Here is a 24,820-nt window from a genome sequence, read left to right as displayed (position 1 = left end):
TGATTAAAATTAGCAGATAGCAAATAATTACCGCCTAATTAAGTTTAATTAGGCGGTTAATTTTATTGCCAGTTTTTCTTTTTAGAGGTTTTACCTATACCCGGATTAAAGCTATTGGTAGGATCGAGCTGATGATAGAATTTTTTCAGATCATCATTTGCATGGTAAAGATGACCAACGTTATGTTCAGCCGGATACTGCGCCCCTCGCTGATCGAGTATGGCTAACATCTCTTGTTCAACCTGATTGCAATCTGTGCCTTTTTTCGCTAGATAGTCTTGATGAAATACCGAACAGAAGAAATGACCATAATACAATTTATGGATAAAGTGTTGGCTGATACTCTCCGGCAGGGTTTCGAACCACTGTTTATCATTACGGCGCAAAGCGATATCTAAGGCAACTAAATCTTCGACCGTTTTAGTATGCACATTTCGATAAATGGTTGCTGCACCGGCTGTGGCAAAACGGTGAAGCATGGCAGCTTCGGCCTCTTTTTTATTACAGGTAAAATAACTACCATTTCTGTTTTGGAAATATTGTTGTAAAAAAGCGGCGGCTTCAGCAATGCCGTTATCTGACATTTTTAATATCAAATGATGTTCATATTTATCACGATAAGCACGAATCGATTTCGGTAAATGATTAGGCAGAATTTTACAAACCGTCACAGCAAAGCGATCGGTAAAATTATTCGGGAAGAAAGGAATTTTACTGGTGATACGATCCACCCAATTTTTAAAAGCGTATAAGCGAGGAATAGTATCGGTACCTAATTTTTGTATCGCCAGAAAAATATGTTTACCGTAGACAGCAGCAATATCAAAGGCATCACGATGAATATACTCGCCTGAAACCGGTAAATTTTCAAAATTGCCTAAGATATGGCGTCGAATATCATCAAGCTCATTGGTATCGTTGGTACCAATATAAAAGACGGCGGTATCATCTTCTAGTGGGAAGGTATCTAATCGCACAGCGAAAACCATTAATCGGCCTGCGCTACCAGAGGCTTCGTAATGACGAGCCGGATCAGCATTAAAACGAGCTGGAGTATCGGCATCAATTTGGCGCACATGTTCTCGATAATCGTGATCATGCCCTGCGCCGGCATTATGTTCAATATCATCAGCGCTGTAGTTATGATTTTGCAGATTTTGTAAAATCGTTTCCGGATCATCGCCCAATTTAATACCTAAATGGTTGACCAAATGCAATTGGCCATTTTCATCCAATTGAGCAAAGACAGCCATTTGCGTATAGGCCGGACCGTGCTGAATTAAAGCGCCACCGGAGTTATTACACACGCCGCCCATTACCGAAGCACCAATACAAGATGAGCCAATAACAGAATGCGGGCCCCGATGATATTTTTTTAACTCTTTTTCTAACCGGAACAAAGTACTACCAGGCAAGCACACCACTTGTTCACCGTTTTCAATTACTTGAATACCGTCCAAACGACGTGTACTGACAATCACTATCGGTCTATCATAATCGTTTCCATCCGGGGTTGATCCACCGGTTAAACCGGTATTAGCTGATTGAGTGATAACAATGACATCGGCTTGAACACAAGCTTTTAAAACTTGCCATTGTTCAACTAGCGTTCCGGGCAACACCACGGCAATGGCATCGCCTTCACCAAAACGAATACCTTTGCGATAGGGTAAGGTGCGAGCGGGTTCGGTTAAGGTATGTTTTTCACCAACAATACGTTTTAACTGATCGATAAGGGCTGATGTATTTTGACTCATTTTTTTATCCTTTTAAGTTGCAATATCACATCAAATATAGTTGTCTATATTATAACCATTAATAATGAAAGCAAAGCTATTTTGTGCGTTAACAAGCATAATTTACACTTCATCAAATTTTAAAATTAATCATATAGTTAATCCTTAAAATTAGTGTGGGATTATCTGTCAAAATTCAAAGAACAATAAGCTTTTGTTTGCTTAAATCAAGGTGTAACAAAGCACAAAAAATGGGTGAGCAAATATCCCTAGTTAATTTTAAAAGATGACATAATCAGCGTTTTACGCTAAGTACACTTGTCAGTTATTTTATACTTAAACGTATATATTTTCTGAAACTTCTTGACAGAAATGGGCAACTGGTTAAACGCTAAAAATTGGAATGAAGTATCCTTATTTCATCTTAAAATAACTGATTCTGCGTTTCTCGCTTAATACACTAATCAGTTATTTTTATACTTAAACATATATATTTTCTGAAACTTCTTGACAGAAATAAGCTACAGACTAAACGCTAAAAATTGAAGTGAAGTATCCTTATTTCATCTTAAAAATAACAGAATCTGCGTTCTCGTTTAATACATTAGTCAGCTATTTTTATACTAAAACATATATACTTTCTGAAACTTCTTGACAGAAATGGGCAACAGATTAAACGCTAAAAATTGAAGTGAAGTATCCTTATTTCATCTTTAAAATAACAGAATCTGCGTTTCTCGCTTAATACACTAGTCAGTTTTTTATACTAAAACGTATATATTTTCTGAAACTTCTTGACAGAAATGGGCAACAGATTAAACGCTAAAAATTGAAGTGAAGTATCCTTATTTCATCTTAAAAATAACAGAATCGGCGTTTCTCGCTTAATATACTTGTCAGTTATTTTTATACTAAAACGTATATATTTTCTGAAACTTCTTGACAGAAATAGGCAACTGGTTAAACGCTAAAAATTGAATGAAGGATCCTTATTTTATCTTAAAAATAGCAGAATCTGCGTTCTCGTTTAATACATTAGTCAGCTATTTTTATACTAAAACATATATATTTTCTGAAACTTCTTGACAGAAATGGGCAACAGATTAAACGCTAAAAATTGAAGTGAAGTATCCTTATTTCATCTTGAAAATAACAGAATCGGTGTTTTTCGCTTAATACACTAGTCAGTTACTTTTATACTAAAACATAGGTTATTTCTGAAACTTCTTAACAAGCTGTTGTCGTTCTGTTGGGGTGTAAAAAGTCCATGCGACAAAGCGACTCACTTTTTGTCCTTGTGCCATAGGGACAATTTTGCTATCAATTGCGCCGACTTGCTTTAAATGTTTTTTGATTATCGGCAATGACTCTTTTTTGGATACCAAAGAAGTAAACCATAAACACTGTTTTTTATAGTGCACACTTTCTTGAATCATTTTAGTGATAAAAGCCGCTTCGCCACCTTGGCAGTAAAGTTCAGCATGTTGACCACCAAAATTAAGTATCGTTTTTTGCTTCGGATCGGTAAGTTTACATAAATTTTTAAGCTTGCGTTGCGTTGCAGCTAATGCTGCTTGTGCCGAGGCATGGAATGGCGGGTTACAGAGCGTTAATAGATAAAATTCGTTCGGTTTAATGATTTGCTTAAACATCGCCGATCGGTCTTTTTGCAATCGGCACGCTACTGAACCATTAAGAATAGGATTAGCTTTGACAATAAGTGATGCCACTTTAATCGCAGTAGGATTAATATCACTTGCCACAAATGACCAACCATACTCCGCACAGCCAATAATAGGATAAATGACATTAGCACCCGTACCAATATCGAGCACATGCACCTGATGACCAGTTGGAATATGGTTAGCATTATCGCTAGCTAATAGATCCGCCAAATAGTGAATATAATCGGCTCGACCGGGGATCGGCGGGCAAAGGAATTGATCCGGAATATCCCAATAACTTAAATGATAATATTGCATTAATAACGCTTTATTTAGCATTTTAACGGCTATCGGATCGGCAAAATCAATCGATAAATTGCCATATTGATTAACTTTTACAAAAGGGGCAAATTCCGGCAATTTTTGGATCAGCGTTTTAAAATCATAACCATGATTATGCTTATTTCGATGATGTAAAGGTGATGATTTAGGTGATGTAGATGATTTTTGCATGTCAAATCCAATGATAAAAAACACGCTATTATATCGGCTTTCAACCGAATAAGTAAAAAAAGTAATGCAATAATTATTTGCCGGTAACAAAAAAGCATAACGCCCAGCAAATCAATCTCTATTTGTCGGCGAGATTGGCTGCTCAGAGCAAAAGCCGGAAAATGGGCTTAGCCTGTCAGCAGCCAATAAAGGTCACTTTTCCGCTAAGATAACTCACTATTAACGGAAAAGGTTAATGCGCCCTAATCTAATTTAGGATGCTGATCAACTAGATCCTGACGTTGCTCTTGTAGGTTTTCAATCTGTTCATCAATATCTTCAACTTTTTGTTCAATGGAATCAAAGTGGTCAGATAAGATCGCTTTTGCCTCACTGCGATCTGATGCCGCCGGTGTGGCGCCTCGTAGGGGTTGATTGGCCGTTTCATTCATTTTTAATCCGGTTATCAATCCAATAATAGCCACCACCATTAAATAGTAAGCAGGCATATATAAGTTGCCACTTTCTTCAACCAACCAAGCGGCAACAGTTGGCGTCGCCCCGGCGATAAGTACGGAAATATTAAATGCGATTGCCAGTGCACTGTAACGAATACTGGTAGGGAAAATGGCCGGCAAAATTGAAGCCATTACCCCGGTAAAACAGTTTAATAGCACAGCTAAAATCAATAATCCCAAAAAGATAAGACCGATGATATCACTGTTTATCATGGCAAAAGCCGGATAGGCCAATATAAGTAAGCCTACACTTCCACCGACAATAAAAGGTTTACGTCCAATTTTATCGCTGATTAAACCAATCATCGGTTGGACAAATAGCATGCCTATCATGATAGCAATAATAATCAATACCCCATGATCGGTGTGATAATTTAAATTGTGCGATAAATAACTCGGCATATAGGTTAAAAGCATATAATAAGTCACATTTGTCACCATGACTAATCCTACACAGACTAAAAGACTCTTCCAGTACTGTTTAATGATTGTTTTTAATGTCATTTTTGGAGGATTGGCAATGTGATTTTGATCGTTGTTATCCATTTTATCGGTATGCTGTTGAAACGCCGGTGTTTCTTCGAGGGCGTGGCGCAGATAGAGACCAATTAAGCCAAGCGGCAGCGCAAATAAAAATGGAATGCGCCAGCCCCACGCTTGAAATTTAGCATCACCCATAATTGAGGAGAGCAGTACAACTAAACCTGCACCAACTAAGAAACCGGCAATCGATCCAAAATCAAGCCAGCTCCCCATAAAACCCCGTTTGCGATCCGGCGAGTATTCCGCAACAAAGATAGCTGCCCCCGAATATTCACCGCCAATCGAAAATCCTTGCGCTAATTTCGCCAAGAGTAGTAACAGTGGCGCAAAAATACCGATCGAAGCATAAGAAGGAATCAGTCCAATACAAAAAGTACTTAATGACATAATGATGATTGTGACCGATAAAACTTTTTGCCGACCAAATTTATCACCAAGAATACCAAAGACTAATCCGCCTAATGGGCGCACTAAAAACGGTACCGAAAACGTTGCTAAAGCAGCCACAACTTGTACGCTAGGTGAAGCATCGGGAAAAAACACCTGACCTAAAACATAAGCCAAAAAGCCATAAACACCAAAATCAAACCACTCCATAGCATTACCCAGCGCAGCAGCGGTTATTGCTTTTTTTAATTTACTGTCGTCAATAATGGTAATATCGTTAATATTTAAGGGTTTATTTTTTGAACTTCGTATGCTTTTCATAAATACCGCCTGTTTTGATGCAAATAAAAGAAAATTTATGCAATAAGGTGAATCGGTTACTTAATGATACAAACCAGTACAATATAAATTCACATTGTTCATGTGTTTTCTGACATTAAATTGGGAAAATTCCCAAAAATAAAAAGAGGAAAATAACTAGCAAAACGACGGTTTTATCATCACTATTCGATAATTTATCGAATGATAAAACGTGACGTTTAAGGGAAATTAGCCGTTGATTATAGCGACTTAATCCCATTTTGTAAAATTCATGCACAGTAAAAAAGTGGGCGATTTTGTTTTTGTGGCGGCAAGCTTTTACAGAAGTGAAATATCACTTATTCCCCTATTTCGCCAGTCATGATCGTGCAAACCCGGCAAGTCAGTGATAGATTTAGTTGTCACTATCGGTCATTTTTAGCCATTCACTGCACCCTTTTCTAAGTTAGCGTCGTTTAATAATATTATCTTAATGTAGAATCCTTGTTAGTTATCCTTTACAATGATTTCACTTAAACTGATGAGGTAATCCCTATGCGTTGGAGAGACCAAAGAGAGAGTGATAATATTGAAGATCGCCGCTCACAGTCAGGAAGTGGAACGGGAATTAATATCCCAATTGGAGGTAAAGGTAAAATCGTACTATTTTTGGTTGTTATCGTTGCCGGTTATTATGGCATCGATTTATCCGGTTTACTCAATTCCGGTATCATTGATATTAACGACAACCAACAATCCTCAGCTGCATATATGCAACCCGATCCCGATGCCGCAAAATTTACATCGGTTATTCTAGCCAGTACAGAAGATTATTGGCGACAAGAGTTTCAACATTTAGGCAAAACGTATATCCCACCGAAACTTGTTCTTTATACCGGCTCGACCCAAACTTCATGTGGCGCCGGCCAAACCTTAATGGGGCCTTTTTATTGTAGTTTAGATAAAACCGTCTATTTAGATCTCTCTTTTTATCAAGAGATGAAACAGCGTCTTGGCGGTGGTGGCGACTTTGCTCAAGGTTATGTCATCGCTCACGAAATTGGGCATCATGTGCAAAATCTGCTTGGTACCTTTAATAAAGTTGAACAATTAAAGCAGTCACAATCTGAAATTACCAAAAATCAATTATCAGTTAAACTTGAACTACAAGCCGATTGTTATGCCGGTTTATGGGGTAATTCGATTAAACAACAAAATCTGTTAGAAGTAGGCGATATTGAGCAAGCATTACAGACAGCGCAAGCGATTGGCGATGATCGGCTTGAGCAACAAAGTACCGGCTATGTAGTACCTGATAGCTTTACTCACGGCACATCGCAACAACGTTATACATGGTTTAAACGAGGATTTGATAGTGGTTTGATTAATCAGTGTAATACCTTCACACAGCAAGGAAATTAAAAGGAAAGAAGATGTTTAATAAATTAGTAAATCGTATTTTATTAGTCAACGATGACGGTATCGATGCCAAAGGCATTAATATTTTAAAAGAAGCTGCCGAAAAAATTGCCCATGAAGTTTGGGTAGTTGCGCCGGCGCTTGATCAAAGCGGTGTTTCATGTGCCGTTAGCTTAAAATCACCCTTTCGGGTTGCTCAGCGGGGTGATAGAGAGTATGCCGTTTATGGTACGCCCGCGGATTGTGCTTTGTATGCGCTTAAATATTTAATGGTAGACAATCTGCCCGATTTAGTTTTGTCGGGAATCAATAATGGCACTAATGTCGGGTTTGAAACCATTTTATCCGGCACAGTCGGTGCCGCTATGATGTCAATGACACTCGGTGTGCCGGCAATGGCATTAAGCCAATCAACCACCGAAGATAATCAGCCAACCGATTGGGATTGTGCAATACATCATACCGAATCAGTTATTCGGCAACTATTGGCGTTATCGGCACCTAAAAATATCTGCTTTAATATCAATTTTCCGGCTTGTAAAGCTAACAATATAAATGGCGTGAAGATAACCAAACAAGGGGCAGCAGATGTAAGCAAATTTATTATTGCGCCAACAACCGATCCTGAAGGAAACGATTATTTTTGGTTTAGAGCAAAACGTAATCAACAAATTATTGACGAAAGTAAAGAGCTCGATGCCACCAATGGCGGCTTTATTGCAATTACGCCTTTAAGTTATGAGCGAACAGATAATGCATTTTATGAAGTCTTAAAGCAAAATTTTGTGGCGAAATAGCGCATTGTTACGTCTTCCTTTTAGGAAGACGTATTATCCAGTATTAATCGACTTTTGTTCTCACCTCTTTGACCAGCGCACAAAATATCAATGATATAGCGACCATAATTAAGGCGATCGAATAGATAATTTCATGCCCGTAAGATTCAGATACAAACCCTTGAAGCATACCGGCTATAATAATGCTACAGATGATACCATTATTAAACAAGGTTGATGCAACGCCCATTCGGGTTGGTAGCAGATCTTGAAAGTAGATAATCCCAATATTTGCCACAATGCCAATAAAAAGTGCATTAAATAGCTGTAACACAAATAAGATCCACTCATCGGTAAATAAAATCATACCGATATAAAAGATCAATCCGCAGATTATGGCGATAAAAAATAGATTTCTTTTGCCTAACATCGGCACTAAGTAGCCCGCAATGATCATAACCGGTATTTCAATCCCGGCAGCCAATCCCATTAGATATCCCGGTAAAGAATCAGAAAGATGTAATACCGATTGTACGTACAGAGGCATATCAATGATATACATCATATTTGCTGTCCACATAAAGACCGTTGATAGTAATAAAAACACTACATTTTTATTTTTAAATAAAGGTTGATTTGCCGCTTGTAAATCAACGTTATTAGGTAGCTCAGAAGTCGGATTTTTTTCAACGGAAGGTAAAAAAATGGCAACAAAGATCATCGCGACAATAAACATCGACATGGCACTCAGATACATGGTGGTAAAACCATACTCAATCGCTAATCCGAACGATAAAGGTGGTCCAATGACCCAAGCAAGTGACAGTTGTGCCCGTATCAACGAGTTGAAGGCGACAACATTTCGTCCGCTTTTCACGGCATATTCACGAGCTAAAGCAAAAATTTGCGGCATCGCAGCGGAGGAGAGCGCAGCAAATAGTACGCCGAGCGTAATTAATAAGTAATAGTTACGGGAAAAGGCAAAAATAAGGCTATTGGCAACCCCCATTAAACAACAAAATATGACAATATTGCGCCTGTCGCCCCTTTTATCAGAATATTTTGCCAATAAAAAGCTACCAATAATGCTGGCAAAAGCATTCACCGAGAAAAAGAGACCGACTAAGCGAGGATCAACATTAACGTCAACCGATAAAAATCGACTTAAGGTTGGTGACTGTAATGCACCGGCTACCCCAATGACAAAGGTTGCAAATAAAAAAGCCGAAAAAATAACGCCTTGCCGTTGGCGAAACGAAGGAATACTAGACATATCTTATCTCAATCATGAAAGTGTCATTAATTATATACTTAAAACATACGCTTAGGTATTGAAAAAATAATAGCTTAAAAAATGATTTATTTTTCTACAATTAAGCGTACAATCAAAATCATCAACAAGACGAGGTAACGTTATGTTATATAATAACAAATCTACGCAGCAACATCATGATAGTCATCATCATTGCCAAGGTGAATGTCATAATATTGCGCATAATCATCATCAACAATCAGCACAGAGTGCCGATACTCATCAAACGCAAAACAGCGTGGCGAGTGCTGGGCGACAAGAACAAGATAGTAGCGCCAAAAATGACATTAGTGATCCACCCGAAGATCCCGAAAGGCAAAGCCAAGACATTAAGCTTATCTGGAAAATTCAAGGTATGGATTGCGCCCATTGCGCTAAAAAAATTGAAAATGGCATTAAAACTCTTCCGAATATTACTCACTCAAAAATCACATTTTCAACTGAAAAGTTGGTTGTGTTAGTTCCGCAAAAAGATCAAAAAATAATTAAACAAATTGAAGATAAAGTTGTCGAACTAGGTTATACCCCTATTTTCCAATCATCGGACAATCATAATCATCAACATGAACATAATCATATAATCGATAAAAAAGCGTTATTACCTTTAGCCATATTGGGCGCGTTAATTGTTATCAGTTATCTTATTACGCTGTTTAATCATCAAGCCGGTCAATATGCCTTTATTGCCACCGCTATTATCGGGCTGATACCGATATTAAAAGAGGCGATTTTATTGACTCGCAGTGGCACACCCTTTGCGATTGAATCGTTAATGAGTATATCGGCAATTGGCGCACTATTTATTGGCGCAGCTGAAGAAGCCACCATGGTGATTTTTCTATTTATGATAGGTGAAATGCTTGAAGGGATCGCAACAAATAAAGCCAAGAAAGGCATTTCATCCCTTGCTAAGCTCATGCCTGAAGAGACTGTTATTATTATCGACGGTAAGCGTAAAACCGTTGCCAGCCACAGTTTGAAACCAGACGATATTATCGAAATTTCATCCGGCGGGCGATTACCGGCTGATGTTATCTTAGTGAGTGAACAAGCCAATATTGACGAAAGCGCCTTAACCGGCGAATCGATCCCGGTCAACTACCTATATGGCGATAAGATTTTAGCCGGATCACTGGTGGTTGATAATACCATTCAACTCAAAGTGATTTCGCAAGCAGGGCAAAACGCTGTTGATCGCATCTTGCAATTGATCGAAGATGCCGAAGAGCGCAAAGCGCCAATTGAGCGTTTTATTGATAAATTTAGCCGTTATTATACACCGGCTATTGCGCTGTTTGCTTTGTTGGTTATCCTTATACCACCACTGCTTTTGGGTGAAGATTGGTATACATGGATCTATCGAGGATTAACACTATTATTAATTGGCTGCCCTTGTGCGTTGGTGATCTCAACCCCTGCCGTCATCACTTCAGCATTATCGAGTGCCGCCAAGTTAGGAGTATTGATTAAAGGTGGCGCCGCGCTGGAACACATTGGATCGCTAAAAATGATTGCCTTTGATAAAACCGGCACACTAACGGAAGGAAAACCGCAAGTGACCGATATTATCAATCGAGGCTTAGCGGTCAATGACTTGCTTGCTATAGTTGCATCAATTGAAAGCGGCTCACATCATCCTTTAGCTAAAGCTATTGTGGATTACACCAAACAACAAGATATCACGTTTAGTGAAGCGACAAATCGTAAAGCCATTGCCGGTATTGGTATTCAAGGCGAGCTAAACCAAAACATCTATTATGTTGTTTCACCCAATAAAATTGACACTGTCTCAGTCCCTTTGATAAACGATGATGCCAAGCTCATCGAACAACTGGAAAATGCCGGCAAAACCGTCGTGGTCGCCGTCACAGATCAAGCATTACTGGGGATTATCGCGCTACAGGATGTCTTGCGAACAGATGCAAAACCAGCCATTAAGGCACTCCACCAACTCGGTCTTAAAACCTTGATGCTCACAGGTGACAATCAACGAGCCGCTAAAGCGATTGCCGGACAATTAGGGATGGATTACCGTGCTCAGTTATTACCTGCTGACAAACTGGTCGAGATTGAAAAAATCGGCAAAACTACCACCATTGCCATGGTTGGGGACGGAATCAATGATTCACCGGCAATGAAAGCCGCAACAATCGGCATTGCAATGGGAAGCGGTACCGATGTTGCCCTTGAAACAGCCGAAGTCGCCCTCAGCAAAAATAGTCTATCGAGTTTACCAACGTTAATTCGCTTAGCACGTTTTGCCAATCGAAATATTAAACAAAATATCACCATAGCATTAGGGATAAAGTTGATATTTTTAATTACCAGTCTATTTGGCTTAACCGGGCTTTGGCTTGCAGTATTAGCTGATTCGGGTACCACAGCGATTGTTACAGCCAATGCGTTAAGGTTGCTTAAGGTAAAAAAATAAGGGTGAACAGCGAATTTTAACTTTTTTAAAGGATAAGTTTTCGACTTTTTATAATGGCATAATCTATCTTTTATTGTTACACCTATTAAAGAAGGGATATTGTACGCAATCCCTTCTGGTAACTTATTCTTTAAATGGAACTATTTTAAGTTAGCCTCTGCCGTTCATATATAAACAGGTTAGCAATGTATCGGCAGGTTTTCACGATTATAAAAACAGTAAAAAAGCTGATTTACCCGCCTTTTTATTTATCTTATTATTTGTAATTCGTCGGAGTTTTTGGGCTTGTGATAAAACAATGGGTAAGTATGAATAACAGATTTTCCATTTTCTATCATTTCACCTTTTAAACATGATTTACCATTACTATCTTCAAATCTAACCAATTTGTCATAGAACCTCATTTCACAATTCGTAAATGGTAATATCTTTTCTTTCGAGAAAGCGGTTATATGTTCATCTTGCTTTTCATATAATAACTGTACTTTCGCCTAAAAGGATAAATTAATTTGAGTATAATATTAATTAAGTTTATCTGGTTATAATGTTGGTTTTATGCTTGTGAATACTGGGAACTCTTTCTTCTGCTTTTTCGTTTTACTATCTCGATTTCCTTCTATCCTCATCCTTTTTTTTATATGTAAAACGTTTATCGCTACTTATAGAGAATACTCGTCTAATTTTTTACTTGCTCCATCGACGCTTTGCACATCAATTTTCAGTTTTAGCGATGTCATTTCTGCAGCCATAATTTCTCCAGACATAAAAAAGCCCGCAATTGCGAGCTTTAGGTTTGATTTGATTTTGTCTATCTACATTAGATTTTCCATGCTCAGTTAACAACAATCTGCATGTTTTTGTGAGGAAAACTGCATTTGCAAACCTAATGCTTGAACAATTTTAAAGATTGTATTAAAAGTAGGATTCCCCTCACCTGATAATGCTTTATAAATACCCTCACGGCTTATACCTGTATCACGTGAAAGCTGACTGATGTTTTTAGCTCTAGCTATATCACCAAGTGCAATAAATAAAAATTTAGGGTCTCCTTCTTCTATTGCGGCATTTAAATATTCTTGCATCTCTTCATCAGTATTTAAAAAATCAACTACGTCAAAAGTTTTTAGTTTTGTAGTCATAATAAACACCATTTATTTGCTAATTCTTTAGCAATTTTAATGTCTGTTTGTTGTGTATCCTTGTCACCACCACACAATAAAATAACAATTTCATTATTGCGGTTAGCAAAATAAACCCTGTACCCTTTTCCACAGTGAATGCGCATTTCTGATACACCGCTACCTACAGATTTAACGTCACCAAAATTACCTTCTTGCATACGACGAATTCGAACTTTAATTTTAGCTGCTGCAGTTTTATCCTTAAGCGACTTAACCATTTTTCCATTTACGGTGTATAACTTACAGTAATCATGCTTTATTCCTGTTTTAATTTAAAACTATTTTATCTTACACAACCAACATGTCAACTGTAGTTGTCAATTTTAATTATTTATATTGTTACCAAAACTTATCTAATGCTTATATTGATGTTAATCATAAAAATAATAATGAATAAAACAATCGATGTTGAAACAGGTATACCAAACGATGTCGTGAAATAGCCACAAAAGATAAGGAAAAATTAGCACAAACGTTAACTGAATTTTTAATTGGGTATTTAACTGATGAATAGATTAAATGATTGCGAAATATAATTTCATTTGATATAGTTTCAAATGAAACTATATTGAAAAGGTAATATTATGGCAATCCCTATTGCAACGGTTGAACAACTGATTGAAAAATTTAAATCTCGTGGAATGTCTTCAAATTATGATGAGATCTTCTTAAGTCGTTTATTGCAGTTTAGCACTGAAGCACTTTTAGAAAACCTAAATCAAGCCTACCGACAATACCAACTGGATGATAAATTATTTGCTGTTTTATTAGTCATAAACACCTTTCACCCTGAAGGAGTCAAACCGTCGCAACTCAGTGAATTAACCCATTTTTCTCGGGTGCAAGTGACTCGATGTGTAGAAACATTGGTAAAAAATGAATTAGTTATACGACAAGCTGATCCGCATGATCGCCGCTCACACTGTTTAATTTTAAGCAATAAAGGGATCAATTTTTTTAAAAATGAAATCCCCCCTATCGAAAAAAGGGTTGTTCAAGCCTGGCAAATTATCAGCCAAGAAGAACGTCAACAATTGCGCTCAATCTTACTAAAACTTTTAAAACACCTTGAGCAGTAAACTAAACGAGAATATCGATGACAAAAAAACGACTTATCCCGCTATTATTGTTAATAATAATTCTAATCAGCGGTGCAATTTGGTTTATTAACAAAAGCCCTTCTTCATTAGTTTTATATGGTAATGTTGATATCCGCACAGTAAACAGTAGCTTTCGTGTGTCAGGGCGTTTGATGCAATTGAATTATGAAGAAGGTGATCCTATTAAACAAGGCGATCTATTAGCCAAACTCGATGCTAAACCTTATCAAAACGCCGTTAATCAAGCTAAAGCCAATTTAATGGTTAAGCAAGCGCAACTTGATTTAATGATAAACGGATATCGCAAAGAAGAAGTGGCTCAAGCCGCTGCACAAGTTTTACAGTATCAGGCAAGTTATGATTATGCTGAAAATAACTATCAGCGTATGGCGAAATTAATCAAATCATCTTCAATATCTAAAGATCAATTCGATAACAGTTTAACTTTACGTGATCAAGCCAAAGCTAATTTACAAACCGCTAAACAAAAGCTTGAAAAGCTTACTAATGGTTATCGTAAAGAAGAGATTGAAGCAGCACAAGCCACCGTGCAAGCTGCGCAAGCAGAGCTAGCCCAAGCTGAGCTTAATTTATCAGATACCGAACTTTATGCACCTTCCCAAGGTACAATTTTAACCCGAGCAGTTGAATCCGGCACCATGTTGACTGCCGGCTCTCCGATCTATGCCATTTCATTAGATCGGCCGGTTTGGGTACGAGCCTATATCGACGAAATTAATTTACATCAAGCCATACCCGGAAGAAAGGTTTATGTCTTTACCGATTCTCAGCCGGATAAACCTTATGTTGGACAAATTGGCTTTGTATCTCCCACGGCCGAATTTACACCGAAAACAGTTGAAACCCCAGTACTTCGCACTGATTTAGTTTACCGTTTACGTATTCAAATCAATGAAACCGGCCAAGGTCAAGCTGATGATATGTTGCGCCAAGGCATGCCGGTAACAATAAAATTTGCCCAATAACGAGCGAATCTATGCAAAACCGTCAGCAAATAGTACTCGATAAGGTGACAAAACAGTTTGAACATAAAGATCATCAAGTCACTACTGCACTAAAACCTTTATCAACCACAATTTCTGCCCATGGTGTAACAGGTTTAGTTGGACCAGACGGTGCCGGTAAAACAACGTTATTACGAATGCTAGCAGGCTTGCTAACACCAAGCTCCGGTCAAATTAAAGTTGCGCAATACAATCCGATTGATGATCGTGATCAATTGCGAGCAATGCTAGGTTATATGCCACAAAAATTTGGGCTGTACGAAGATTTGACCGTTATTGAAAATCTTAATTTATTTGCTGATCTGCGCCATATCAAAAAAGATGAGCGCCAACAAATGTTTGACAAATTACTAACATTCACTGATTTGGCAAGGTTTACCGAGCGACTGGCGGGTAAGTTATCGGGTGGAATGAAGCAAAAACTAGGATTAGCATGTACTTTGCTCGGTGATCCACAAATATTATTACTTGATGAGCCCGGAGTTGGGGTAGATCCTATTTCACGACAGGAACTTTGGCATATGGTTCATCAATTAGCGAACGAAGGAATGTTAATTATCTGGAGCACCTCTTATCTTGATGAAGCCGAACAGTGTGAAACAATTTTACTTATGAATCAGGGAGAATTGCTTTTTCAAGGTGCACCACAATGTTTGACTCAACGTGTTAAAGATCGGGTTTATCTACTTTCTTCGCCAATTTCACATCGTCAATTATTGCGAGCGGCATTAAAACTACCACAAATTAGTGACGGTGTGATTGAAGGTGATCGTATTCGTTTAATACTCAAACTTAATGAGTCTATTGATCAAGTTATAGCAAACCTTAAAATAGCTAATATTAGCTATCAACCCACCGCAGGGCGTTTTGAAGATGCTTTTATTGATCGTTTGGGCGGCATATCTAATAAAGAATCAATATTAACTAAAATTATGCCGAATGTTACCGGTTTGCCTGATGATATTGTCATTGAAGCAAAGGATTTGACCCGCACTTTTGGAGATTTCATTGCAACTGATCATGTCAATTTTACTATTAAGCGTGGTGAAATTTTTGGCTTATTAGGTCCCAATGGTGCCGGCAAATCCACTACTTTTAAAATGATGTGCGGTTTATTACCGATTAGTAGTGGGCAGGCATTAGTATTGGGATTTGACCTCAAAAAAAGTGCTACTCAAGTGCGAGAGCGCATTGGCTATATGGCTCAACGGTTTTCTTTATACGACAAATTAACCGTACAGCAAAATTTAAACTTCTTTTCGGGCATCTATGGCTTAATGGGTAGCGAACAAACACAGCGCATTAATGAGATGATAACGGCATTTAGCTTTGAGCCAATTTTAGACCAAACTCCGCAATCACTTCCTTTAGGATTTAAACAGCGATTAGCGTTAGCCTGCGCTTTAATGCATAAACCCGATATTGTGTTTCTCGATGAGCCAACATCAGGCGTCGACCCTATCACTCGCCGTGAATTTTGGATCCATATTAACAGTTTAGTCGAAAAAGGTGTTACGGTTATGGTCACCACACACTTTATGGATGAAGCGGAATATTGTGATCGTATTGCATTAATTAATGGCGGTAAGTTAATTGCTTTAGGCTCGCCTAACCAACTTAAGCAATCGGTCGCAAGCAATGCCACTATGGAGCAAGCTTTTATTAAATTGGTGAACGATGCTAACTTGAGGGCGTCAAAATGAGTTTTTCACTCTGCCGAACAGTAACACTTTGTCAAAAAGAGATGAAACAGATTATCCGTGACCCCAGCAGTTGGATTATGGCTATCATCATTCCATTGATATTACTGTTTTTATTTGGTTATGGCATTAGTTTAGACGCCAATAAAGTACGTATTGGCGTGCTGGTTGAGCAAACTAGCCAACCTGCTCATGATTTTGTTCAGGTCTTAAATGGCTCCCCATATATTGAACCCATATTTTCGGATAATCGTTCGCAATTGTCAGCAAAATTAAATGCCGGGCAAATTCGAGGCATGCTGATTATTCCGGTTAATTTTGCTCAACAAGTACAAAATCGACAAGCAACAATTCAATTAATTACCGACGGCAGTGAACCGAATACCGCTAATTTTGTACAAGGTTATCTAACCGGCATTTGGCAAATTTGGTTACAGCAACAAAGTCAACATCAATTAATTAACAGTAAGCCAATTGTCGATATCACTTCCCATGTCTGGTTTAACTCAGCTGCGATTAGCAAGAATTTTATTTTACCCGGTGCGATAACCATAATTATGACTATTATTGGATCAATCTTGACTTCGTTAGTCGTTGCACGTGAATGGGAACGTGGCACGATGGAAGCATTGCTATCAACACCGATGACCAAGTTGGAGTTTTTATTATCCAAACTGATCCCTTATTATTTCATTGGGTTACTTGCTTTAATTCTCTGTTTTCTGGTAACAGTTGGTATTATGCATGTGCCTTTCCGAGGATCATTTTGGCTATTATTAATACTAAGCAGCCTATATTTATGGGTTATTTTGCAACTGGGATTATTAATATCTACCGTTACTCGAAATCAATTTAATGCAGCGATGATAGCGTTAAATGTTGCATTTTTACCCGCGGTCATGCTTTCAGGTTTTGTATTTGAGATTAATAGTATGCCAGCTATCATCCAAATTATTACTTATATCATTCCTGCACGTTACTACGTCAACATCTTACAAACACTATTTTTAGCTGGCGATATTTTTTCAGTGATGTTGATTAATGTTGGATTTTTACTGATGTGTTTGTTGCTGTTATTTATGGTGATCTTCAAAAAAACTCATATGCAATTAGATTGAGGTTACAGGAATAAAGACCATGCTAAGATTTATCAACAATATGACTTTCTACCGAACTGTAACATTAATTAAAAAGGAGCTAGCCCTACTTTGGCAAGACAAGCAAACTCGCACTATCTTAATCATACCAGTCCTTTTGCAAATTTTTATTTTTCCATTCGCAGCGACGTTGAATGTTAATAATGCAACGATTGCAATTTATCGACCAACGGTAGATCAACCCACCACGGAGTTAATTGATCGGCTAGCTAATGCCAGTAGTTTTTCTAAAGTGATTATATTAGATTCGAAGCAAGCAGTAACCGACATCATTAATCACCAAAAAGCCTTAGTGGTTGTGCAATTACCTGTTGATTTTTCCCGTAAGTTACTCAGCGGGCAATCACCACAAATCCAAATTATTTTAGACGGTCGTAAATCAAATAGTGCACAAATTGCTGCCAACTATATTCAGCAAATTATTATGCAATATCAACAACAAAATAATGTGCAAGATAATACCGGATTAATTGTCCGTCACCGTTATAACAGTAATTTAGACTATAAAAATTTCATCTTACCGTCGCTGGTTGCCTTAATTACGACGATAGGTGTGATGATTGTCACCTCACTATCGGTGGCACGTGAGCGAGAACAAGGTACACTTGACCAATTACGTATTTCCCCCTTAATGACTTGGCAAATTTTTATAGGTAAAGCGATCCCTGCAATTATCGTTGCCACATTACAAGGTACTATGGTGTTAACCGCCAGTGTTTTGATCTATCACATCCCTTTTCAAGGCTCACTGCCTTATTACTATTTATGTATGATAACTTACGGATTATCTTTGGTTGGATTTGGATTATTTATTTCAGCGCTTTGCTCAACGCAACAACAAGCTTTTATTGGCATTATTACCTTTATGGTGCCTGCGATTTTACTCTCGGGTTTTATTGCGCCAATTGAGAACATGCCAAAATGTTTACAGTATTTAACTGAAATAAACCCAGTTCGTCACTTTATCGAATTAACTAAACAGATTTATTTAAAAGATGTCAGTTTTACAATCATCTGGCAAAGTTTATGGAAGCTATATGCAATCACCCTCTCATTAGGGGGAATTGCATATTATCTTTTTAAAAAGTATGTGTAGAACTAATCGGTATTGAGTCGTAAGGTGTTTAAATCGATTCAATGCTGGTCTCCCTGTAGAAACAGGCAGATCCCGTTACTCATCACTGCGTAATGAGATTTCGCCACCGATGTAGGCGTTGATTGTGCCATTTTGTTCAAGCAATAAAGCACCTTGATCGTTTATGCCTTTGGCAATACCTCGAATAATATTTTCACCTATTAATAATTTAACCGGTCGATTAATAAAATTATCCAAACGGTTCCAATCAGTCATAAAAGCGGTTAATCCTTGTTGCTCAAATTTAATCAGATTCACTTTTAGCGCTTTAATCACTTTGGCAACCAGCAAATTGCGATCAACCTGCCCTAAATTAGCCCACGCTTGATTGACAATGTCGGTATCGGGATTGGTCATGTTCAGATTGACACCTATACCGATAACAGCATGAGCATAATCGCCCGTTTTTCCGGCAAGTTCGATTAAAATGCCGGCGAGCTTTTGATCATTAAGATAAAGATCATTGGGCCATTTTACTTTAATATCTTGCCCGGATAATTCCCGTAACGTATCGGCTATCACTATGCCAACCACTAAACTGAGCCCCATTGCCGCTGCAATGCCCTGCTCTAATCGCCAATACATGGAAAAATAGAGGTTACTGCCAAACGGGGCAAACCATTTGCGCCCTCTTCGCCCTCGGGCTTTAGACTGAAATTCAGCCACACAGCTATGACCCGATTGTAACGTGTCAATCCTATCGAGTAGATATTGATTAGTTGAATCAATGATCGGTAAAATTTCAACATCACTATCAGCGCCATAATAGTGGTCAATTTTAGCTTTATTAAATAGATCCAATGGTGAGGTTAAACAGTAACCTTTACCTTGAATAGAGTTTAAAGTAATACCCCACTCACGCAGGACTTTAATGTATTTATTAATTCCGGCACGAGTAATACCAAATACAGCGGCAAGCTCTTCGCCGGAATGAGACTTACCGTCTGCCAATATTTCAATTAATTTAAGCGGATTTTGTTGGCTACGCATCAGTGGCTCGCTCTCTTAGTAATAAAACGACAAAATAGAGTGAGATTATAGCAAAACTGACAAATAAATAGGTATTATTGGTCATATCCATAATAAAAGCGATAATAGCCGGTGCGATTAAACTACCAATGGTATTGGTTAATAACATCGCTTGATTCATCGTCACAATCTCTTGTTTTCGAACACACGAACACGCCCAAGCCATCGAGATTGGATAGATCGTATAAATGGTGGTGCCTAATAAAATAATTGCGAGCACAGAATAAAAATTAAATACCAACATCAAGCAAGCTACCACCGTTAGCAACGATTCAATCAGTAGTACGATTCGTCGACCATATTTATCGGCACAGTAGTTTGCTGGCATTTGCGCTATCACGCCGGATAAGATTAATAAAATCATCCAATTTGCCACTTGATTATTGCTATAGCCCAAATGAGAGTAATAAGCTGGCATTAACGAATAGAGCGAACCAATTAGCATACCGGCTATCATACAACCAATCAGACCGAGCCGAGACGGTTTATATAAAATCATCGGTATAATATTGAAACTGTTTTGCTTTCTTTTCGGTAATTTGTAATGAGTTAGTAAAATAAATAAAATCGCTAATCCCATTAACAGCGCAATGACTAAACCAAAATAGAGCACATCTTGAGGAAAATACTGTAATAGCGCTTGCCCCAATACTGTTCCTAAATAGTAAGTGGTGAGATAGATAGCTAGCATTTTGCCACGTGTGCGCACTGAACCGGTCACTAATATACAGCTTTCAATGACGACCCAAGTGACAGCGCAAGCAATACCGATAAAAAATCGCCAGATCGCCCAACTGTAAAAATCCATTGAAAAACTTAGCCCAATGGTTGCTACAGCAAAAATAAGGCAACTATAGGTGTAAGTATATCTGGCATTAAATCGGCTAATAAACCAATTTGCCATAATAGTACCCACCAAATTGCCGGTAAAATAGCTTGATCCAACTAAGCCAATTTGCCCTAGCGAAAAATCTTCACGTACCAACCAAAGTGGTACTTGAGTATTTAAAGCTGATAAGGCGATGGTGACAAATAATAAACTGGTTAATAAAATAGGAAATGAATACGAATGTCTCATAATTTTATTGATTATAAATAATTATCCACATCAATTTCACCTGTTGCACCAATAAATCGAATTTCTGGCGACAGGTGCACCGAAAATTTTTGGTAAACTGCGTTTTTGATATAGCGAGCTAAAGCAATGACATCTTGCGCCGTTGCGTTATTTTTATTAACTAATACCAATGCTTGTTGCTGATGTACAGCTGCACCGCCAATTTGATAGCCTTTTAGACCACACTGATCAATTAACCAACCTGCGGCTAATTTAACTTGATTGTTTACCTGTGGATATATAGGCATAGTTGGGTAAATTTCAAGTAGCTTATCGGCCACCATTTTATCGACTACTGGATTTTTAAAAAAACTACCGCCATTACCTAACACTTTCGGATCGGGCAATTTGCTACGGCGAATTTCACACACTTTATCGAAGATCATTTTGACGGTAACAGTTTGCGGATCAAAATTTCTTAATTCCCCATAACTCAATACCGGTTGCCAGTTTTTGGCAAGTTTAATGCCGACAGCAATTACCGCATAACCGACGTCATATTGGTGTTTAAAAATGCTTTCCCGATAGCCATACTGCCCGTCAGTGACAGTAATTATTTTACCTGTAGCCAGTTCCAGTAACTCTACATAATCCGCCACTTTTTGGAACTCTACCCCATATGCGCCAATATTTTGAATCGGTGCGGAGCCTACACAACCGGGAATTAATGCTAAATTTTCCAACCCCGGAATATTTTTTTCAACAGTTTGCGAAACAAGATCATGCCATATCTCCCCAGCGCCAACCCGTAAAAGCCAATGTGTATCGTTTTCGGTAATGGTGATTCCTTTAATACGGTTAACCACAATAGTGCCGGCAAAATCGGTTGTGAAAAGCGTATTGCTACCCTCTCCAATTATCATGATAGGTTGATTCGGTACATTATTTTCCCATATTTGCTTAAGCTGTAAAATGGTGGTTGCAGTTACAACATTGTCAGCACAAACATCAAGCGCAAAAGTATTTGGAATTTTTTGTTTCATTAATAATGACCTTATTTTTATCTATACACGCAAAACGTGTTAAATCTACCGATTTATATAACAACTTATATAACAACTAGGGTTAAACTTTATAAAATTAAGTGAGATAGGCTTTAGATTTTACAAGCTGTCTTAAGTTAATTTGTCAAAAGGCGTAAATTAATCACTAGCGATAAATTTTTATCTACAATTTAGATCGACTATTTTATCACAACGAGGCAAGATATTTTATCAATTGTTAAACCATTTTCACTTGATCGGCTTATACCAATAGGTATCATAATGTTTTTTTTGAACTACGCACTATAAGCTATTGAATTTAAATAATATTTATTTAAAGATTGATGTCGCCTATATATTCAATTAAACAAAGGCGCAAATCTTTTTTGTTTTTTTTTATCATGTATTATAACTATTCGAACGATCTTTTTTATAAATTAGGCTAAAATGAGCATCAATAGCTCTGAAAGTCTAGCCATGTTGGCAATGGTTTTAATAAAATAGACAAATGGGCGTTAGATCACGGTTTTAGGTGACATATTTCTTTAATATGTTACCAAGTGGTAGTTAAGATTTAGAGGAAATTATGAAAAGAGTATTTATTATGATCCTAGATTCTTTTGGGATCGGTGGCGCAGAAGATGCAAAAAAATATGGGGATGAAGGTTCAGATACATTAGGTCATATCGCTCAAGAGTGTGCCTTAGGTAATGCCGATGAAGGTCGTAAAGGTGCATTACATTTACCTAATTTAGGCAAATTAGGCTTAATTGAAGCTGCATATGAATCGACCGGATCTTATCCGCAAGGCATGGCTACCGAAGGCGAAATAATCGGATCATATGGTTATGCTAGTGAGATTTCTTCCGGTAAAGATACCCCTTCTGGCCACTGGGAAATAGCCGGTGTACCGGTACTTTTTGATTGGGGATATTTTACCAACACCACCAACAGTTTTCCGCAAGAACTATTAGATAATATTGTCACTCGTGCTAAATTGCCCGGTTACCTTGGCAATTGCCACTCTTCGGGTACCATTATTCTTGATGACCTTGGTGAAGAGCACATGAAAAGTGGCAAACCGATTTTTTACACCTCTGCCGATTCGGTATTTCAAATCGCTTGTCACGAAGAAACTTTCGGATTAGATAGACTCTATGAAATTTGTGAAATCGCTCGTGATGAACTCAATAAAGGTGATTACAACATTGGGCGTGTTATTGCCAGACCTTTTGTCGGTCAAAAAGCTGGCGAATTTGTTCGTACCGGTAACCGTCATGATTTAGCAGTAGAGCCACCTGCTCCAACCATGATAAAAAAACTGGTTGATGAAAAACAAGGTACCGTGGTTTCAATCGGTAAAATCGCCGATATTTATGCGCAAGTTGGCATCACTAAAAAAGTTAAAGCAACCGGTATCGAAGCTCTATTTGATGCCTCACTTAACGAAATTAAACAAGCCAAAGATAATACCATTGTGTTCACAAATTTTGTCGACTTTGACTCATCTTATGGGCATAGACGTGACGTTGCAGGTTATGCAGCAGCGTTAGAATATTTTGATAAACGCTTACCGGAAATGCTTGCACTTATCGAGCCGGGTGATCTATTGATTATCAGTGCAGACCACGGCTGCGATCCAACTTGGCCAGGAACGGATCACACTCGTGAGCATATTCCTGTTCTTGTTTATGGTGACAGTGTACCAGTTGGTTCTTTAGGTCATCGTAAAACCTTTGCTGATATCGGGCAGAGCGTTGCTGATTATTTTGATTTATCGCCAATGGAATATGGTGAATCATTTATCCGCAAATAAGTAACCAGTTTTATTTTAGTAATACATTTTTTAGATATATCATCAGGAGAATTTGATGCCAACCCCACATATTAATGCTGCTGAAAATGATTTTGCACAAACTGTTTTAATGCCGGGCGATCCGCTTCGAGCTAAATTTATTGCGCAAACATTTTTACAAGATGCAAAGGAAGTCACCAACGTCAGATCTATGTTAGGTTTTACCGGTTACTATAAAGGAAAAAAAGTGTCTGTTATGGGGCATGGAATGGGCATTCCGTCTTGTTCTATTTATGCTACCGAGCTGGTAAAGTTTTACGGCGTAAAAAATATCATTCGCATCGGATCTTGCGGAGCAATTAGCCCGGATGTTAAGTTGGGCGATGTTATTATCGGTATGGGCGCTTGTACTGACTCAAAAGTAAACCGATTACGTTTTAAAGATCACGATTTTGCAGCGATTGCCGATTTCGATCTCATCTGTCATGCAGTCAATGCAGCTAAGAGCTTAGATGTAAATGTTAAAATTGGTAATCTTTTTTCAGCCGATCTTTTTTATAGCGTTGAGCCGGAACTTTTTGATGTCATGGAAAAATATAATATTTTAGGTGTCGAAATGGAAGCCGCTGGTATTTATGGTGTAGCAGCAGAGTATGGCGCAAAAGCTTTGGCAATTTGCACCGTATCGGATCATATTCGTAAAGGTGAAGCCATGTCAGCTGAACAACGTCAGCTTGGCTTTAAAGAGATGATAACTGTTGCGCTCGAATCAGTATTGTTAAACCAAAATTAACAAAAATGGCAGATTTCTGCCATTTTTTTTTGATTAATTACAAGGTGTTAAAATTATCACTTTGGGTACTATTGGTTAATCAACTTTTATCGAGTTAAGTGCTTATAAAATTTTAGTCACTCAGGCTTATTGTGTTATCACCAGTAAATCGGGATTGATTCTGTGGTAACAAGTTTTAAATTTATTCATTAATAGTTAATAGATAGGTTATAAAAGATCTCATTTAA

Annotated in this window: 19 protein-coding genes; 10 read left to right on the top strand and 9 right to left on the bottom strand. The window is 37.9% G+C overall.

Going from position 1 to position 24,820, the window contains the following annotated elements:
• Positions 1-62 precede the first annotated feature (62 nt).
• The 3 genes from dld to proP form a co-directional block, all read right to left on the bottom strand.
• A complete protein-coding gene (gene dld / locus J3U74_RS02390) occupies positions 63-1,757 on the bottom strand; it encodes a D-lactate dehydrogenase (RefSeq protein ID WP_267328995.1) in 1,695 nt (564 codons plus the stop codon).
• A gap of 1,190 nt (positions 1,758-2,947) precedes the next feature.
• The gene (gene rlmF / locus J3U74_RS02385; RefSeq protein ID WP_267329846.1) at positions 2,948-3,913 is read right to left on the bottom strand and encodes a 23S rRNA (adenine(1618)-N(6))-methyltransferase RlmF; all 966 of its coding nucleotides are present in this window, start codon (positions 3,911-3,913) and stop codon (positions 2,948-2,950) included.
• A 242-nt stretch (positions 3,914-4,155) separates the two neighbouring features.
• Positions 4,156-5,661: a glycine betaine/L-proline transporter ProP gene (gene proP, locus J3U74_RS02380; protein WP_220217721.1), complete on the bottom strand. Its 1,506-nt coding sequence runs from the start codon at positions 5,659-5,661 to the stop codon at positions 4,156-4,158.
• Between the two features lie 534 nt (positions 5,662-6,195).
• Between proP and J3U74_RS02375 the strand changes: the two genes are divergently transcribed.
• Together J3U74_RS02375 and surE are read left to right on the top strand one after the other, a co-directional pair.
• Complete coding sequence (locus tag J3U74_RS02375) at positions 6,196-7,062, top strand: neutral zinc metallopeptidase (RefSeq protein ID WP_267329845.1); 867 nt, start codon at positions 6,196-6,198, stop codon at positions 7,060-7,062.
• Positions 7,063-7,073: 11 nt separating this feature from the next.
• Positions 7,074-7,856 carry a 5'/3'-nucleotidase SurE gene (gene surE / locus J3U74_RS02370; RefSeq protein ID WP_267329844.1) on the top strand — a complete coding sequence of 261 codons (783 nt, stop codon included), beginning with the start codon at positions 7,074-7,076 and terminating at the stop codon, positions 7,854-7,856.
• A gap of 43 nt (positions 7,857-7,899) precedes the next feature.
• On the opposite strand, the gene J3U74_RS02365 is transcribed toward surE, so the two are convergent.
• Positions 7,900-9,108, bottom strand: a complete 1,209-nt coding sequence (locus tag J3U74_RS02365) for an MFS transporter (RefSeq protein WP_220217724.1) — start codon at positions 9,106-9,108, stop codon at positions 7,900-7,902.
• 142 nt (positions 9,109-9,250) lie between these two features.
• On the opposite strand from J3U74_RS02365, the gene J3U74_RS02360 reads away from it, so the two are divergent.
• Positions 9,251-11,578: a zinc/cadmium/mercury/lead-transporting ATPase gene (locus J3U74_RS02360; protein ID WP_267329843.1), complete on the top strand. Its 2,328-nt coding sequence runs from the start codon at positions 9,251-9,253 to the stop codon at positions 11,576-11,578.
• Positions 11,579-12,414: 836 nt separating this feature from the next.
• Here the strand turns inward: J3U74_RS02360 and J3U74_RS02355 are convergent.
• On the bottom strand, positions 12,415-12,717 hold the full coding sequence (locus J3U74_RS02355; RefSeq protein WP_065561131.1) for an addiction module antidote protein: 303 nt from the start codon (positions 12,715-12,717) through the stop codon (positions 12,415-12,417).
• On the bottom strand, positions 12,714-12,977 hold the full coding sequence (locus J3U74_RS02350; RefSeq protein ID WP_267329842.1) for a type II toxin-antitoxin system RelE/ParE family toxin: 264 nt from the start codon (positions 12,975-12,977) through the stop codon (positions 12,714-12,716). Before J3U74_RS02350 ends, J3U74_RS02355 begins: the two co-directional genes overlap by 4 nt.
• Positions 12,978-13,343: 366 nt before the next feature.
• On the opposite strand from J3U74_RS02350, the gene J3U74_RS02345 reads away from it, so the two are divergent.
• From J3U74_RS02345 to J3U74_RS02325, 5 genes are read left to right on the top strand one after another with little or no spacing between them, the layout of a single operon-like run.
• The gene (locus J3U74_RS02345; RefSeq protein WP_220217726.1) at positions 13,344-13,838 is read left to right on the top strand and encodes a MarR family transcriptional regulator; all 495 of its coding nucleotides are present in this window, start codon (positions 13,344-13,346) and stop codon (positions 13,836-13,838) included.
• Positions 13,839-13,855: 17 nt separating this feature from the next.
• A complete protein-coding gene (gene hlyD / locus J3U74_RS02340) occupies positions 13,856-14,845 on the top strand; it encodes a secretion protein HlyD (RefSeq protein WP_267329841.1) in 990 nt (329 codons plus the stop codon).
• An 11-nt stretch (positions 14,846-14,856) separates the two neighbouring features.
• Positions 14,857-16,587: an ATP-binding cassette domain-containing protein gene (locus tag J3U74_RS02335; RefSeq protein ID WP_267329840.1), complete on the top strand. Its 1,731-nt coding sequence runs from the start codon at positions 14,857-14,859 to the stop codon at positions 16,585-16,587.
• Positions 16,584-17,702 (top strand): ABC transporter permease, encoded by a 1,119-nt coding sequence (locus J3U74_RS02330; RefSeq protein ID WP_267329839.1) that lies wholly within the window; start codon positions 16,584-16,586, stop codon positions 17,700-17,702. The genes J3U74_RS02335 and J3U74_RS02330 overlap by 4 nt, the downstream gene beginning before the upstream one ends.
• A gap of 19 nt (positions 17,703-17,721) precedes the next feature.
• Entirely contained in the window at positions 17,722-18,837 is a 1,116-nt protein-coding gene (locus J3U74_RS02325; RefSeq protein ID WP_267329838.1) for an ABC transporter permease, read from the top strand.
• A gap of 75 nt (positions 18,838-18,912) precedes the next feature.
• Here J3U74_RS02325 and birA read toward each other — a convergent pair whose 3' ends face one another.
• Genes birA through murB form a run of 3 tightly spaced genes read right to left on the bottom strand, consistent with a single transcriptional unit; the run spans position 18,913 to position 22,005 of the window.
• Positions 18,913-19,866: a bifunctional biotin--[acetyl-CoA-carboxylase] ligase/biotin operon repressor BirA gene (gene birA, locus J3U74_RS02320; RefSeq protein WP_267329837.1), complete on the bottom strand. Its 954-nt coding sequence runs from the start codon at positions 19,864-19,866 to the stop codon at positions 18,913-18,915.
• The gene (locus J3U74_RS02315; RefSeq protein WP_267329836.1) at positions 19,859-20,983 is read right to left on the bottom strand and encodes an MFS transporter; all 1,125 of its coding nucleotides are present in this window, start codon (positions 20,981-20,983) and stop codon (positions 19,859-19,861) included. The genes birA and J3U74_RS02315 overlap by 8 nt, the downstream gene beginning before the upstream one ends.
• 11 nt (positions 20,984-20,994) lie before the next feature.
• Positions 20,995-22,005 (bottom strand): UDP-N-acetylmuramate dehydrogenase, encoded by a 1,011-nt coding sequence (murB, locus tag J3U74_RS02310; RefSeq protein ID WP_267329835.1) that lies wholly within the window; start codon positions 22,003-22,005, stop codon positions 20,995-20,997.
• A 586-nt stretch (positions 22,006-22,591) separates the two neighbouring features.
• On the opposite strand from murB, the gene J3U74_RS02305 reads away from it, so the two are divergent.
• Together J3U74_RS02305 and deoD are read left to right on the top strand one after the other, a co-directional pair.
• On the top strand, positions 22,592-23,821 hold the full coding sequence (locus J3U74_RS02305; RefSeq protein WP_267329834.1) for a phosphopentomutase: 1,230 nt from the start codon (positions 22,592-22,594) through the stop codon (positions 23,819-23,821).
• 55 nt (positions 23,822-23,876) lie between these two features.
• Positions 23,877-24,593 (top strand): purine-nucleoside phosphorylase, encoded by a 717-nt coding sequence (gene deoD / locus J3U74_RS02300; RefSeq protein WP_220217735.1) that lies wholly within the window; start codon positions 23,877-23,879, stop codon positions 24,591-24,593.
• Positions 24,594-24,820: the final 227 nt, after the last annotated feature.

Source organism: Gilliamella sp. B3892, assembly GCF_026536305.1.
Lineage (GTDB): Bacteria > Pseudomonadota > Gammaproteobacteria > Enterobacterales > Orbaceae > Gilliamella.
This window is presented reverse-complemented; position numbering and strand designations above follow the sequence as displayed.

Bases quoted from the DNA above. Each gene is read 5' to 3' on its own strand.
- dld (WP_267328995.1), bottom strand. From the start codon at position 1,757: ATGAGTCAAAATACATCAGCCCTTATCGATCAGTTAAAACGTATTGTT.
- rlmF (WP_267329846.1), bottom strand. From the start codon at position 3,913: ATGCAAAAATCATCTACATCACCTAAATCATCACCTTTACATCATCGA.
- proP (WP_220217721.1), bottom strand. From the start codon at position 5,661: ATGAAAAGCATACGAAGTTCAAAAAATAAACCCTTAAATATTAACGAT.
- J3U74_RS02375 (WP_267329845.1), top strand. From the start codon at position 6,196: ATGCGTTGGAGAGACCAAAGAGAGAGTGATAATATTGAAGATCGCCGC.
- surE (WP_267329844.1), top strand. From the start codon at position 7,074: ATGTTTAATAAATTAGTAAATCGTATTTTATTAGTCAACGATGACGGT.
- J3U74_RS02365 (WP_220217724.1), bottom strand. From the start codon at position 9,108: ATGTCTAGTATTCCTTCGTTTCGCCAACGGCAAGGCGTTATTTTTTCG.
- J3U74_RS02360 (WP_267329843.1), top strand. From the start codon at position 9,251: ATGTTATATAATAACAAATCTACGCAGCAACATCATGATAGTCATCAT.
- J3U74_RS02355 (WP_065561131.1), bottom strand. From the start codon at position 12,717: ATGACTACAAAACTAAAAACTTTTGACGTAGTTGATTTTTTAAATACT.
- J3U74_RS02350 (WP_267329842.1), bottom strand. From the start codon at position 12,977: ATGGTTAAGTCGCTTAAGGATAAAACTGCAGCAGCTAAAATTAAAGTT.
- J3U74_RS02345 (WP_220217726.1), top strand. From the start codon at position 13,344: ATGGCAATCCCTATTGCAACGGTTGAACAACTGATTGAAAAATTTAAA.
- hlyD (WP_267329841.1), top strand. From the start codon at position 13,856: ATGACAAAAAAACGACTTATCCCGCTATTATTGTTAATAATAATTCTA.
- J3U74_RS02335 (WP_267329840.1), top strand. From the start codon at position 14,857: ATGCAAAACCGTCAGCAAATAGTACTCGATAAGGTGACAAAACAGTTT.
- J3U74_RS02330 (WP_267329839.1), top strand. From the start codon at position 16,584: ATGAGTTTTTCACTCTGCCGAACAGTAACACTTTGTCAAAAAGAGATG.
- J3U74_RS02325 (WP_267329838.1), top strand. From the start codon at position 17,722: ATGCTAAGATTTATCAACAATATGACTTTCTACCGAACTGTAACATTA.
- birA (WP_267329837.1), bottom strand. From the start codon at position 19,866: ATGCGTAGCCAACAAAATCCGCTTAAATTAATTGAAATATTGGCAGAC.
- J3U74_RS02315 (WP_267329836.1), bottom strand. From the start codon at position 20,983: ATGAGACATTCGTATTCATTTCCTATTTTATTAACCAGTTTATTATTT.
- murB (WP_267329835.1), bottom strand. From the start codon at position 22,005: ATGAAACAAAAAATTCCAAATACTTTTGCGCTTGATGTTTGTGCTGAC.
- J3U74_RS02305 (WP_267329834.1), top strand. From the start codon at position 22,592: ATGAAAAGAGTATTTATTATGATCCTAGATTCTTTTGGGATCGGTGGC.
- deoD (WP_220217735.1), top strand. From the start codon at position 23,877: ATGCCAACCCCACATATTAATGCTGCTGAAAATGATTTTGCACAAACT.